The sequence below is a fragment of the Terriglobia bacterium genome (genome assembly GCA_020073085.1).
Lineage (GTDB): Bacteria > Acidobacteriota > Terriglobia > JAIQFV01 > JAIQFV01 > JAIQFV01.
This window is the reverse complement of sequence record JAIQFV010000022.1, coordinates 41,479-55,476: the sequence shown is the minus strand read 5'-3', so window position 1 is coordinate 55,476 and position 13,998 is coordinate 41,479. Positions and strand designations below refer to the sequence as shown.

The following is a 13,998-nucleotide window of genomic DNA, read 5'->3' as shown; positions in this document are numbered from 1 at the left end:
AAATCTCGCGCAGCGATTGCGCTCGTCCCAACTGGCAAAAGAGCATGGCCACGAACTGGCCCCAACAGGTAAATCCCCGAGCATGCCGCTCGGCCCGGCTTTCTTGTACCCGGCGTTGAAACTCCCAACGCGGAAAAAGTTCGCCGTGGCGAATTGACTGAAAATGCTGCAAAATGTGTTCACGGTTGAGCCTCCGAATGTGAATTTGCAATCTTCCGGACTGCGAATCCATCACACGTGATGGCTCAACCCCTTTCATTTTAAAAAGCTAATTTGGACAAGAGTGAGTCGAAGGCAAAGCGCCCCACAACCCTCAGGTCCACAAACCATGATCGGAAAACCGCTCCCTGAGGCGCACTTGGTCGACTTGCAGGGAGTCAGACTTGAGAATCGAGCATTCCGAAGCGGAAAGGTGATTCTCGTCTTTGTCACTCCAAACTGCAACGCATGCAAAACAGAAGCACGGTTCCTAAACCCTCTTGTTAAGAAGCGTAACAACATTGATTTCATCGGAGTCATCTCCTTTGGAGACAAGAAGTCTTCGCTTGAAGCCGCCCAAGCGCTGTTTCCTTTCAAAGTCTTTTATGATGATGATTTTCGCCTGGCCTTGAAACTTGGAATCACAAGAGTTCCAATCAAAATCTTCCTGGAAGATGGCATCATGAAGAAAGCATGGGGAGGTGCGACTACCGAGGAAGGTTCAAAGGAGGAGTTCCTTCGATGGTTGGACGCAATATAGATAAGGATCGTCGCAAGGCGCTGTAAATTTTTTTACCGCCCATTCGATGCTTGTCTGCACCGCGAATGTTGTTTACTGGATCTGTGAGAGTAATGGCATGGGGGGGCTCTAACCTCTTCTTTTGCCAGGGTCTGAATCTCTCCCTCCAATGAAATATGGCGATCCTTGTGATATAGGCTCACTGTCAGTTATCGGACGTGCTGTGGCCCGGGAAGAGGTCTTTGACCGCAATTGCTTTCTCGCTTCTAGCCAGTCCGTCTCAAATCACGCGATAGCAGTCAGAGATGGTTCGTGGTTCAGGTTCCATTCTCATATTGGAATGAAGGAGGCAGTAATGAAACAAGTCGCTCCATCGGTTCTCATCTCGGCTCTCCTTCTCCTGCCTGCGGGAGCAACCAATACTGGAGCCCAAATCAGACCTAATCCGCAATGCAAACTTGCCGAATCCCGGCTGGACGCCCAAACGAAGGCGCCGCCTCAACCCGCCGAAAACACAATGACCGAGGAGATACGACAGGAGGTAATAGCAAGAATCATTGGTATCCTGCGGGTGACCGCTGACGGCTCGAAGGACTGGCAAGACACCCTTGCCGCAGTGCGTGTTCAGGCTCAGACTGCCGACCTCTCTTGGGAATCTGATACGGAAGGTGCTCGCAGGTATTTGGTGCAAGCATGGCAAACTGCTAACACAGTAAGAGACTCGCAGACTTCTGCAAAGATCAGAAATGAGTCACCAAAAAACGAAGCCCGGCGTGAGGTGCTGCTTGTGGCCAGAAGAAGAGCCCCTGAACTGGCAAAGAGGTGGTTGGAAGAAATGTCTCAAGAGGCTGATTCCGACGAGAAAGACCGAAAACGGGGCGCGTTCGACGACAGGACGCGGCGCAGTGCGGTCCTTCTCGACATGGCCGCGGCCAGCGTCACTAACAATCCACAGGTCACAGCAGAATTGGCCATCGACAGCCTTCAAGATGGTATTTCTTTCGGATTGCAGTATGTGCTCCTGAATCTTCATGAGAAGGACTTCGACCTGGCCCAAGGCGTCTTCCGGGCAGCTCTCCGTCGTCTGCGAAGCTCGGGCCTGCTCGATCCGAACGAACTCCTTGTCCTTTACTCCTATGTTTTCACCCCTGGCCGCGTCTTTGCGGCAAACACGGAAGATGATCCGGGACGCAGGCAGCTGGGGGTAACCCGGAACCCCATTCGGATCACCGCCGCGGGGGATCTGAACCCGGCACTGGGGATTGATTTCCTGAACTTGGCGGCTGATCTGCTCATTAATGCGCCATTGCCAGCTAAGGGGGAAGACCTCCAATTGGCTGCGCGACAACAAATCAGCACCATTGGCGTGCTATCTCCTCGAATGTCTGAGATCCTTCCGGCGCGAGCTGCCGAACTCGATACGCGTGCCCAGAAGCTCGAAGCCATAGCCAATTTTTCAACGTCGCCCGCACCACCTCTTTCCGATATTCCAACTGTCTATCCACATAAGGGAGAGAGCAAGGAGGACCTTGCCGCGCGGCAAGTCGATGCACTGGTGGAGAAGGCCGAAAAGGAGACGGATGTCCTGGCGCAGAACATCCTTTACGCCCGAGCCGCTATTGCCACAATGCCTGGCACATACTCGCGGGGGTGGGCCTTGGCGGGGAAGATCAGTGACAAAAGGCTGAAGGAGGATGTAACAAACTATCTTAGCTACCGCGCGGCTGTCCATTTTGCTATCGCCGGACAGTTCGCGAAGGCCCACGAGTTGTGCCTTACGAACAACGATCCGGCGCAGCGAGCTGTCTCCTTGATCGTCACCGCCCAAATACTGACAAAGGCGAAAAACACTGCGTTGGCGAGCCAGTACTTGCAGGAGGCTCGATCACTTGTGACTGGCGCTGAACCCAACGAGGAGTGGACTCACATTGCCTTGGGACTTGTGTCAAGCTACGCGGAATTCGATAACGCCGCTGCCCTGGTGACACTGGCCGACGTTGTGAAGCTGCTCAATCGATTCCCGGTATCTGCTTCGGTAGACGAGCGGGCACCGCGACTCATGCGTTTTTCCGGATTCACGCTCCCTGATTTCACTTATGGAACCTCTGGGTTCGGCCTGAGAGCGATGGCCTCCGGGTTTAACCTCGCCCATTTCTGGACAGCCCTCGGAATTGTCAACACGGTCAAAAGCCCGGAAATTCGTGGCATCGTTACGGTCACAATGTGCCAACGACAACTGCAGGAGTTGAGAAAACGAAACTTGTAGTCCTGGAGGCGACTTCGGGTTCCCGACCCCACGACCCATACGGGCCTCATTCCCTCTCGAAAATCAATAAATGCCTCCTGATCCCGCTGAACTCGAACCGATGAATGAGGCTGCAGAATTTCTATTCTTGTTGAGGCGCCGCTGAATCGGCGAGATGACTTGAATCACGGCCTGTCGAAAGGACTCGGCGTTTGAGAATGAAATCCTACGATTTGATAACCTTTCATCTCCTCGAGCAAGTCAAAAGCAATTGCAGAAAGCTCTCTCAATCAAAAAGTTGACACCTGAAATTTCAATGTGGTTGAATGGTCGAATGCCCATAACTCTTTCTCCTTCAATAAAAAAGAGGACCTCGACGCGATCGGCCGGAACTGCGGCGTCTCTCCTGCGGAGGATTCCGGCGATCGACCAGTTGCTGCTCGCCCCTGAGCTCCGCGACCATTCACACAGGTTCCCGCATGAAGCCGTAGTGGAAGAGTTGCGCCGGGAGGTACAAACCCTTCGCAATCGCATTCGAGCCGGACGGTTGCCCGAACCCGATTTTACTCCAGCGCTGGCTGAGATCTCTCCCCGGGTACTTTCCACGCTGGAGCGCCGGTTTTCGCCCTCACTGCGGAGAGTGATCAACGCCACCGGCGTGGTGCTCCACACGAATCTTGGCCGCTCACCGCTGTCGCCTGCGGCCCTGGAGCGTATCCGGGAAGTGGCTTCCGGATACTCCAACCTGGAATTCGATTTAGAAAGGAACACGCGTGGAAATCGCGATGTGCACGCCGAGCGTTTGTTGACAGTGCTGCTCCGATGTGAAGCCGGATTGGTGGTGAACAATTGTGCCGCCGCTGTTCTGTTAGTGCTCAATTCACTGGCGGAGGGAGGCGAGGTCATTGTTTCGCGGGGAGAGCTAGTGGAAATCGGGGGTTCGTTTCGAATCCCTGAAATCATGGGGAAAAGCGGCGCCGTGTTGCGTGAAGTGGGAACCACCAATCGCACCCGGGTCAGCGATTACACCCGGGCCATCAACGCCCAAACGAGAGTCATCCTCAGGGTCCATCGCAGTAACTTCAAGATGGTCGGCTTTTCGGAACAGCCGCCACTCGAAGAATTGGTCCGGCTTGCACACCGCCGGCGCCTGCTCCTGGTGGAGGACCTCGGCAGCGGATGCCTTGTTGATTTGAGCGGGACTGGAATCACCGGCGAACCCACCGTCGCTGACAGCCTGAAGGCGGGCGTGGACGTGATCACCTTCAGCGGCGATAAACTCCTCGGTGGACCCCAGGCGGGCATCCTGGTGGGCCGCAAGAAAATCCTCGCGCAGCTTCGGACGAATCCGCTTTACCGGGCCCTTCGGGTCGACAAGCTGACGATGGCCGCCCTTGAGGCCACGATCCTTCCCTACCTCCGACACGAAGAGCGCACTCAAGTGCCGACGGTCATGATGATCTTTGAATCACAAGACCACATTGAAACTCGCGCGAAACAATTGATTCAACGTGTTGAAGAATCGGCGAAACCGCAAGGAAGCCTGACCCTCCGGGTTCTGCCGGGCACTTCCGTGATTGGTGGAGGGTCAACCCCCGGCCAGGAGATTCATACCCTGCTGATAGCCATCACCGGCACGCGACACTCTGCCCGGGCGGTCGAAAGCCACCTCCGCCGTTGGCGGATTCCGATCCTGGCGCGAGTCGAAGGGAATCAGGCGCTTCTGGATTTGAGAACCGTGAGCGCCGGCGAAGAAGAGGAAATCGCTCGGGCTCTGGTGGGATTGGCCAAGGGAGAGATGGAGTACTCGGATGTCTCCGGGCTTGCGGGCAGAGAGTCAAAACCTCTTGCCTAAAAACTTGCCTGTTCAAAAACCTGACTTATTCCGTTCCATCCTGCTCATCCTATGAATCCCTGTTCGCCACAGGATTCCCATTGATCCCAACTGCCTTATCGCACCCGCTCCAGGTACTTTCCCTCTTCCGTGTCAACGCGGATCACCTCACCCGCATCGATGAACGCGGGAACCTGAACGGTAAGCCCGGTTTCAAGTTTGGCGGGCTTCCCGACATTCGAGACGGTGGCGGACTTCAACCCGGGCTCCACTTCCACCACCTTGAGGTCCACCGTCGCGGGCAACTCGATGCCAATAGGTCGCCCCTCAAAGACCATGATCTGGACCTTCAGGTTGGGGGTCAAGTAGTTCGCGTCTTCCCCGAGCATGTCCTCGGAAATGTTGGTCTGCTCGTAGGTCTTCGTGTCCATGAAGAAGTAATTCGTCCCATCCTTGTACAAGTATTCCATCTCCGACTCATCCACGTTGACCTTCTCGACGGAATCCTGTGAGCGGAATCGGTGTTCGAACATGGCGCCGGTTCGCACATTGCGGATTTTGGCCTGTACAAAAGCCCGAAGGTTCCCGGGAGTGCGATGTTCCACGCTGAACACCTTGTGCAGTTCATTATTATGCCGGATCAGCATCCCACGCCGTAAATCGTTACCCATGACAAACATATTTTAAAAATCCTCCCTTGAATTGAATCTTGTCCTGAACTCCCGGCGACACATCCCGGCGCGCTGAGATCGCCGTCCCTAACGGCCTTTCGGGCTCGAGCCTGACATCAATCGTTCAATTTCCTGGATCGAGCTGGGGAGCCGCGACGAAAGCTTGACGACCTTTCCTTCCTCCGTGACCATGTAATCATCTTCGATGCGGACCCCCAGGTTCTCTTCCGGAATATAGAGTCCGGGTTCGATGGTAAAGATCATGTTCTTGTCAATCGGCCGGTTGTAGTCGCCCACGTCGTGGACCGCCAGGCCCAGCCAGTGTCCGGTCCCGTGAATGAAGTAATGATCCAGCGTATCGCCCTCGCCCTTCGGCCCCCGCAAGGGACTCTTCCTGAAATAATCTTTCACGACCGGGGTCAAACCGCGCAACAGGGTTTTGCCCGGGACGATGGCATGGACGGCCTCCTCCTGGGCCCCCAGCACCAGTTCGTAAATCTGCTTTTGGCGTTCCGTAAATTTTCCGCTGGCCGGGTACGTCCGGGTAATGTCGGCGGCATATCCGCTGAATTCACCGGCGGCGTCAACAACCACCGTTTGATCGCTCTTGATGGCCTGGTCGTCCTGATTGTAGTGCAGCACCGTGGAGTCGAATCCCGAACCGACGATGGGCGCATAGGCGGCGCGCTCGCAACCCTCATTTTCCCACGTGTACTTGAGCAGCGCTGCCACCTGGTATTCGAAAACCCCCGGTTTGATCGCTTTCATGGCCGCCAGATGGGCATCCACGGACGCGTCAACAGCCTTCTGCAGAAGGGTAACTTCCGATTTGCTCTTGACCTGCCGGAGACTGTCGATGGCGTTTCGAGCGTCACGAATCTCGGCAAAGGGCGCCAGGGTTTTCAATTGTTCCACCTTTTCCTGCTCCCGGGAAAGTCGCAGGTTCGCCGTCGCCGGTGGAAAGATCGTGTAGACAACCTGGCCCGTGCTCAGGGCACTGCTCATCTCGGTGGGAAAGCGATCGAGCGGCAGCACCAGCGGGAATCCCGTCCACGTGGGCGCCTGCTTGTCCATCGGCCCCAGCTTCGGCCCGGTCCACCGTTCCCGCGCGAGATCCCGGTTGGCGAGGAAAAGGATTTCCCGGTGGGTCTGCTCGCCCGGAAACATGGCCGTGGCGATGTTCTGGCGCCCTTTGGGGAGCAGCATCAGAATGGCCCCGGGTTCATCCCATCCCGAAAGGTAATAGAAGTAGTCATCCTGCCGGAACCGGGTCAAATCCGCATCGGACTGCTCCGATTCCTTCAATCCAAAGACGACAATGACTCCGTCCTTCAGTTTATCCATGACTGCCGCGCGCCGGGCCCGGTAGACCTCCATGGGCTCTTTTTCCACTCCCCAGCTCAGCGCCGACGGCACGGCCAAGAAAAGGGAAAATCCGGCCATCCACGCACAAGCCCACCGCGCCTTAGAGTTGAGTTGCATTCCTGGACTCCCCCATATGTTCTCGAGTGAATTGTTCAAGCAAAAGCGCAATAAAAAACCCAGCGCAGCTAATCGCATGGCTGGGAGGATCCTTCACACACTTCGAGGCACGACACGGACAGAGATCGGGATCGGACCGCTCCGTCCGGTCGCCCTGGGTCGATGTCCCGCGGTGGTTCTCGAGTCAGCGTGCACGCTTGAGCACCTCTTCAGTCCTCCCGGATGTGTTCATCCGACCTTTGCGGTGTGCTTGGGGAACAAGGCCGCAAACTGTTCCACAAGAGCCTGCCTCATGGCGCGCAAATTCTCCACGTAGGTCTGCAGCAGCGACATGAATCCGGTATAAAGGTATCCAATCACGAAAAGGATCAAGAAGGGCGTCACCGCGTAATCTTCGTTCATAATCAGGTAATACACCGTCAACGCAAAATAGATCCCCAGGAGCAGTTCAATGTAAGGCGTATACCCGCTCCGGCGCCGGTATTTCTTTACCGTCCATCTGTCACGCTGGCTCTCAATGCGGTATTTCGGGGTCCGCTTGAAGCTGGTTTGGATCCCCAGCAAGGCCTCCACGACAGCCCGGGAATTCGACACCGACAGCCCGATGCCTGTCGCCATCAGAAAGGGAAGATACTTGATTTTTCGCCACCATGAATCAGGGAACAACTCGCGCTGCGAGACAAGATAAAAGGAGGAAACGGAGAAGGTGGAAGCCAGAAACAAAGGAAGGTCAATCCACAGCATCTGTGTCCACCCCTGGTAAAACCGGACAATGGTCGCGGGAAGCAGCACCAGGGAGAGAACGACCATGAGGGGGTAGGCGATGTTCGCGGTGAGGTGGAAGAAGGCCTCAATCTTCACCCGCAACGGCAGTTTGGCCCTCAGGATCATGGGCAGGTCCTTCTTCGCGCATTGAATCAGCCCCTTGGCCCACCGGAACTGCTGCACTTTGAAGGAAGTCATTTCCACGGGCAGTTCGGCATCGCACACCACTTCCGGAACATACACGAACTTCCAGCCGCGCATTTGGGCGCGGTAGCTGAGATCGGTGTCTTCGGTGAGCGTGTCGTGCTCCCAACCCCCCGAGGTCTCGATCGCTTTGCGACGCCAGATGCCTGCCGTCCCGTTGAAGTTGAAGAAGCGCTCCGCGACGTAACGAGCGCCATGCTCGATCACAAAATGGCCGTCCAGCAGAATCGACTCCACCTGGGTGAGGAAAGAATAGTTCCGGTTGATGTGTCCCCACCGGGTCTGCACCATGCCCACTTCCGTGCTGGTGAAATAGTGAATCGTCTGATTGAGAAACTCGGGGGGCGGCATAAAATCCGCGTCGAAAATGGCGATGAATTCGCCGCTGGCCAACTTCAGCCCCGCCTCAAGCGCCCCGGCCTTGAATCCTGCCCGATTTTCACGGTGGTGATAAGAGATATTCAATCCGGTCTTGCGGTAGCGCTCCACCACGTCGGCTGCGATCTGCTGCGTTTCGTCGGTGGAGTCATCCAGGACCTGGATCTCCAACAACTCCACCGGATAGTTCATGCCGCTCGTGGCCTCCACGAGGCGCTCCACGACGTACCGCTCGTTAAAGATCGGCAGTTGAATCGTCACACGCGGGAGCTCGATGAAATGCTCCTTGATCTTCGCCCGGTTGGCACGATGCTTGAAGTAGAGGAACACAAGGTGATAGCGGTGAAGGCCATACATCGCCAGAATAACCAGCACCGTGAAATAGGGGATGAGGAACGCCAGATCAAACCAGTTGGTCTGATACAACCCCACAAAGCGATCGCGGGGGAAGAACTGACGCAACGTCTTCTGCCACGGGGTCAAAGGTGCCGTTGCCAGAAGCAACCAGAGCTGGAACCACATGAGGACAATCCTTGCTGAATTCGCTGGATCCTGAGTTACGAGCCCAGGGAGTCGCCTTCCCGCATCGCTCGTTTTAAGTATTGCGAAGGAGAACTATCGGCCTTCAAGCACGCTCATCCATCCACAGTAATGATACGGCAGGCCTGCAAAAGGAGATTGACTTCTTCTCCTCCTTAGTCTTCGGATGAGCTGATTGCATTGTGCCCCGGATGGCCGAAAACCCTTTGATTATATTGAATCCCGTCAAATTGTCAATCGAACTGACTGGAACGAAACGCCTCTGAAGTGACATCTCAGCACGTTTGCAGTTTGACCAGCCAATGGTGCCGGAAAACGCAATCTTCCCGTCAACTGGAGGGCTGATTTTCACCGGAATTCGTCAGGTCGTTTTCAGGGCCAATTCAGGACCAAGGCCGCCCCAGCATTCGTCTGTGATTGTCAGTGTCCAACACCAGAGAGCACGTACAAGATTGTCTCTCCGCAAGTTCAGACGAACACCGTCGTGTCTCCTGGCCAAAGTCCACCAAACCCCTAAAAAATAAGTACAAGAATGACAACCCAGGACTTATAATTTACATCTAGGCGAGTAGGGCAGGACAAGAGCCCGAGGGGGTGGCCAGAGATGAAACGGCTCACATTCAAAGTAATTACCAACAGCGCCTTAATACTTGCATTTTTGCTTTTCGCAACCGGTTTTTCCTGGACTCAGGATCTTTCGTATCCACCGAATGAGCAAAGTGGCCAGAATGGGGATGAGGGTTATCAGGGCCGCGTTTTGCGCCTCAGCCTGGTGGAAGGCGACGTTTCACTCCAGCATGGACCCAATGACGAATGGCTGGATGCCACCATCAACGCCCCCCTTTTGGTGGGGGACCGTTTGTGGGTGGGCGCTCAAGGCCGGGCAGAGATCGAATTTGACGACGGGTCCTATGTGCGCCTGGCCTCCAACAGTGTTTTCGAAGTCCAGCAGCTCGACCAGTCTTCGAACGGTCGATACACCCAAGTCTTCCTGAGCCAAGGGCTCGCCTACTTCAATGTCCGTCAGAGTTACAACGACACCTTTCGAGTGACAACCCCCGCGCTGGCGGCTGACAGCTATAACGGAGGCGCCCGTTTCCGTCTGGAAGTCGACGACCGGGATGATTTGACGGTCTTTCGAGGGGAGGTCCAAGTCAACAGCAACGCCGGCAATGCAACGGTGCGCGCCAACGAGCTTTTCTCGCTTCCGAATGGCGACAACGCCCAATATTACCTGGGACGGGCCGCCGGTCGCGATGACTGGGATCGCTGGAACTCCGATCGGGATGATTACCTTGCTCGTTCCAGCAGCTATCATTACCTGCCGTCCTCAGTCAACTACGGGGCCTACGATCTCGATCACTATGGACACTGGGTATACCAGAACGGCTACGGGTACGTGTGGTTTCCATATAACGTCGATGATGGCTGGGTACCTTACAGCTACGGCCGTTGGGCGTGGTATCCAAGCCTGGGCTATTCCTGGGTCTCTTATGAACCCTGGGGTTGGCTCCCCTACCACTATGGCGGCTGGGAGTGGTTTTCGGGCTTCGGTTGGGCATGGTGCCCCGGGACTTCGTTCGGGTTCTTTAGTCCCCACCGGGCGTTCTTTTTCAACTTTGGAACTTTTGTAGGATGGTGCCCGTTTTCACCCTTTGACCGCTTCTTCTTTGGGAGTGCGTTCTTCAACATCCACACCTTCCGCCCTCGCAACTTTTTCAACGACCGGATCGTTGTGGTGAACAATAACGTGTTCAACCATAACGTCATCACGCGACAGAGTATGGTGCGAAATCGTGAGGTTATCTCGCAGGTCACCTCCAACAACAACCTGCAGTTAGGCTTGCGTCCACGCGTAGAACGGGTTTCAGGCTCGGAAGTGTTGAGGCCGTCCTCTTTTGCAAACAGCTCGGCAACTCGAATCGCCTCCGACACGAAGGGGTGGACCCGTCAGGATGGCATTCGCGGAACTGGCGCACGACCGGGTGACGCCCTGCGATCGGGTCCACCTTTTGGAGGCGCGGGAACCGCGGTGGGGGCGAATCGGAATGCGATCGGCGCAGGATCGAGAGGCAATGGCGCCGTCATCAATAATCGAGAGAACATGGGACGTCGGGGTGAAGTGATTAATCCTGCCGGGACCGCGGCGGGGGCCTCTTCGGGCGTGCGGGGCGAAGGAGTCAACCGCGGGGCGACTCAAGCGCCGGCGATCCGGACTCCTTATTCTGGAGGCAGCGGTGGGGCCAACGGACGCTCTGAAATTCGGAACCAGGGGGTTCCAGTTCCATCGTCGGTCACCGGAGGCCGGAGTGAGGGAGCCCGACCGCAAGCTCCTGCAGTCCAGGCGCCTCGAAGCAACGACTCTCGCGGGACAGCGCCTCGACAGGAAGTGGTTCGTCCGGAATCGAGGCCGAGTACTCCATCCTCACCGTCTCGAAGTGAGGATAAGACGACGAGGACCGATAAACCGAAGACCAGCTCTTCACTGCGCAACGAGCCAGGGTCGCAGTGGAGGAATTATGCGGAACAGAATCCGGGAGCGCGCAACAGTGCGCGCTCTTCCTTTGACAGCAACCGCCCCAGCTACAATCCCGAGGGAACAGGACGAATCGAGCGGGTGGGGCCCAACTCCTATAAGTCATCCTACAATCCGCCCCCTGTCAACCGGAATGATATGCGTCCGAGTTATACCCCCCCGGCAGGAAGAACCAGTTACTCCGCTCCTTCGCCGAGATACGAAGCGCCTCGCTATTCTGCGCCTTCGCCCGTCGCGCCCCGGTATGCGGCGCCCAGTCCGAGTTACTCAGCGCCACGTCAGACCTACTCAGCACCCTCTATGCCGCGGCAGGAATTTTCAAGACCAAATTACTCCGCACCTCATTATTCGGCCCCTTCCCCCTCGTTCCGTAGCGCTCCCGCCCCTCGGGGCGAATCCCGTTCGAGTGGCGGCGGTGGGGGACGCGCGTCCGGCTCTCCAAGATCAGGCCGACGGTAGCTCAGCCGATATCGTTCTTTACACCCTCAAATTCCAGAAACAGCAACCGCTCCGGAATCCCGGAGTGATTTGTTCTTATCCGGGAGATCCTGGTTGGCGAGGGTCTCTAGCGGCGAAGCGCCTCTTCTGTGCCTAATCATGTTTGAGTTGGAGAAACGCCTTCGACTGAAATTGATACTCGGGGGCGAGTCCCGGGTGAATCATCACGGCCAGCATCTCGAGGCTGTCGACGATGCGCGGTCCCGGGCGGCTGAAGTACTGGTTCCCGTCGGCAATGAAGACGCGCTCGTTGAGAACGGCCGGAAGTCGGTGCCACTCGTCGACCTCCTTCAACGGCGCAATTTCGCGCAACGTCCGGTCAATCGAGAATCCGCAGCAACTGATCACAACGATTTCAGGGGCAAAATCGAGGATCTCTTTCCACTCCACCCGACGCGAGGGGTGACCCGCCTTCGCGATTCCATCCACTCCACCAGCAATCGTGACTAATTCACCATTCCAATGACCCCCGGAGAACGGGGGATGAAGCCATTCCATCAGGAAGGTCCGCGGGCGCCTGTCAATCCGCGAGACCAGCGATTTCACCCGGTCGACACGGCGCTCAAGCGAGCTGATGACTGCTTCGCCTCGTTCGGAACACCCGGTCAATCGGGCTACGGTTCGGATATTTTCAAGAATATCCTGCAAGCCCAGGGGCTCCAGATTGACCACCTGCGGCGAATGGACCAAACCCTTGACCGCGTCTTTCACAGAGTCGTACGAGACAGCGCACACACTGCACAGTTGTTGAGTCAGGACCAGATCCGGCTGCAGGCGCTCGAGGAGTTCGAAATCCAAATCATATAGTGTGCCGGCCTCATGCAGCTTTTCCTTGACCTCGCGGTCGATCGTTTCACATGGCTGGTCTGAGTCCACCAGGGCGCGGGTAATCCGGGGCTTGACCCGGGCCGAGGGCGGAAAGTCGCACTCATGGGACACGGCGACCAGGTCATCGCCCAAACCGAGGGCGTATACAATTTCGGTGGCGCTGGGAAGCAGGGAAACGATTTTCATGGCTTGGGGCAAGCCCCATTCTAATCACGAACCGGAATCGGCGATATTCTTTTTTTTCGGGCTGTGGAAAGCGATTTCAGTCCAAACATGGCGCCGATCACGCCGAGTGAAATCAAAATTCAACGCGGCCATCATTTTTGGTATCCTCACGATTCATCAAGGAAGATGTATCCCAAAAATGGGGGACATCGGGGCAGAATGGCCATCACAGTCAGCAGTATTTTTTATCATCCCGTGAAGTCCGTGAAGAGCAAGCCGCTCACCCGCGCCGAGATTGGCGTGCGGGGGATTCCATATGACCGCGAATGGATGGTGGTGGACGAACGGGGAATGTTTGTGGCACAGCGTCAATCGTCGGATGCTGGTGTCGAAGTCCGGACAATGTGCCTGGTAGACGCCGCCATGCGGGACGGGCACCTGGTCCTCACCGCTCCCGGCCTGAGCTCAATCTCGGTTCCCCTCGATGGCCCCGATACGCCGGAAGATGAGGTGCAGGTCTGGGAGCATCATGCTCGCGGCGTCGATCAAGGCGAAGAGGTTTCCCGTTGGCTGAGTGAATTGCTTGGAAGGGAGAGACCCGGGAAGTATCGCCTCATGCGAATGTCAAGCCAACACGTCCGGCGGGCCAAAATGGGAGATTCGCAGCTGGCCTTTGCCGATGGCTATCCGTTTCTCATCATCTCTCAAGCTTCACTGGATGATCTTAACAGACGTCTTTCCGAGGCCCTCCCGATGAACCGGTTTCGGCCCAACATCGTCCTTGAGGGATGCTCGCCATATCAGGAGGATCAAATGGCCTTGATCCGGGTCGGCAACGTCCTTCTCGAGGGCCAGGGGCTGTGCGCACGCTGTCCAACCACCGCGACTAATCAGGAGACCGCCGAGCGGGGCAAGGAACCGCTCCGCACCCTGGCCACCTACCGTCGGCACCCGGGCGGCGCGGACGGTGTCGTGTTCGGGCGCAATTTCAATCATTTGAATCTCGGGACGATTTCGATAGGGGATTCTGTCGAAATTCTGGCCACTGATTGATTCACATAGCCTCAAATACGGGTCTACCGAAAATGAATTGGCGCCGTAGAATTCAGTACCGCGGTTAACCGCAAAGACCGC

Annotated in this window: 10 protein-coding genes; 5 read left to right on the top strand and 5 right to left on the bottom strand. The window is 56.4% G+C overall.

Annotated elements, in window-relative coordinates; genetic code table 11:
- A partial coding sequence (locus LAO21_18435) for a DUF4372 domain-containing protein (protein ID MBZ5554700.1) occupies positions 1-211 on the bottom strand: 211 nt, incomplete at its 3' end.
- Between the two features lie 117 nt (positions 212-328).
- Here LAO21_18435 and LAO21_18430 point away from each other — a divergent pair.
- The 3 genes from LAO21_18430 (at position 329) to selA (ending at position 4,818) form a co-directional block, all read left to right on the top strand.
- On the top strand, positions 329-739 hold the full coding sequence (locus tag LAO21_18430; GenBank protein ID MBZ5554699.1) for a redoxin family protein: 411 nt from the start codon (positions 329-331) through the stop codon (positions 737-739).
- Positions 740-1,553: 814 nt separating this feature from the next.
- Positions 1,554-2,984, top strand: coding sequence for a hypothetical protein (locus tag LAO21_18425; GenBank protein ID MBZ5554698.1), 1,431 nt, complete (start codon positions 1,554-1,556; stop codon positions 2,982-2,984).
- A gap of 313 nt (positions 2,985-3,297) precedes the next feature.
- The gene (selA, locus tag LAO21_18420) at positions 3,298-4,818 is read left to right on the top strand and encodes an L-seryl-tRNA(Sec) selenium transferase (protein MBZ5554697.1); all 1,521 of its coding nucleotides are present in this window, start codon (positions 3,298-3,300) and stop codon (positions 4,816-4,818) included.
- A 95-nt stretch (positions 4,819-4,913) separates the two neighbouring features.
- Here the strand turns inward: selA and efp are convergent, their stop codons facing one another.
- The 3 genes from efp to LAO21_18405 all read right to left on the bottom strand — a co-directional run bounded on the left by efp (position 4,914) and on the right by LAO21_18405 (position 8,819).
- On the bottom strand, positions 4,914-5,477 hold the full coding sequence (efp, locus tag LAO21_18415; protein ID MBZ5554696.1) for an elongation factor P: 564 nt from the start codon (positions 5,475-5,477) through the stop codon (positions 4,914-4,916).
- A gap of 78 nt (positions 5,478-5,555) precedes the next feature.
- A complete protein-coding gene (locus LAO21_18410) occupies positions 5,556-6,950 on the bottom strand; it encodes an aminopeptidase P N-terminal domain-containing protein (protein ID MBZ5554695.1) in 1,395 nt (464 codons plus the stop codon).
- 228 nt (positions 6,951-7,178) lie between these two features.
- On the bottom strand, positions 7,179-8,819 hold the full coding sequence (locus LAO21_18405) for a glycosyltransferase family 2 protein (GenBank protein ID MBZ5554694.1): 1,641 nt from the start codon (positions 8,817-8,819) through the stop codon (positions 7,179-7,181).
- Between the two features lie 622 nt (positions 8,820-9,441).
- Between LAO21_18405 and LAO21_18400 the strand changes: the two genes are divergently transcribed.
- Complete coding sequence (locus tag LAO21_18400) at positions 9,442-11,832, top strand: FecR domain-containing protein (protein ID MBZ5554693.1); 2,391 nt, start codon at positions 9,442-9,444, stop codon at positions 11,830-11,832.
- Positions 11,833-11,964: 132 nt separating this feature from the next.
- Here LAO21_18400 and LAO21_18395 read toward each other — a convergent pair whose 3' ends face one another.
- Positions 11,965-12,885, bottom strand: coding sequence for a cobalamin-binding protein (locus tag LAO21_18395; GenBank protein MBZ5554692.1), 921 nt, complete (start codon positions 12,883-12,885; stop codon positions 11,965-11,967).
- Between the two features lie 198 nt (positions 12,886-13,083).
- On the opposite strand from LAO21_18395, the gene LAO21_18390 reads away from it, so the two are divergent.
- Positions 13,084-13,917, top strand: coding sequence for an MOSC domain-containing protein (locus LAO21_18390; GenBank protein MBZ5554691.1), 834 nt, complete (start codon positions 13,084-13,086; stop codon positions 13,915-13,917).
- Positions 13,918-13,998: the final 81 nt, after the last annotated feature.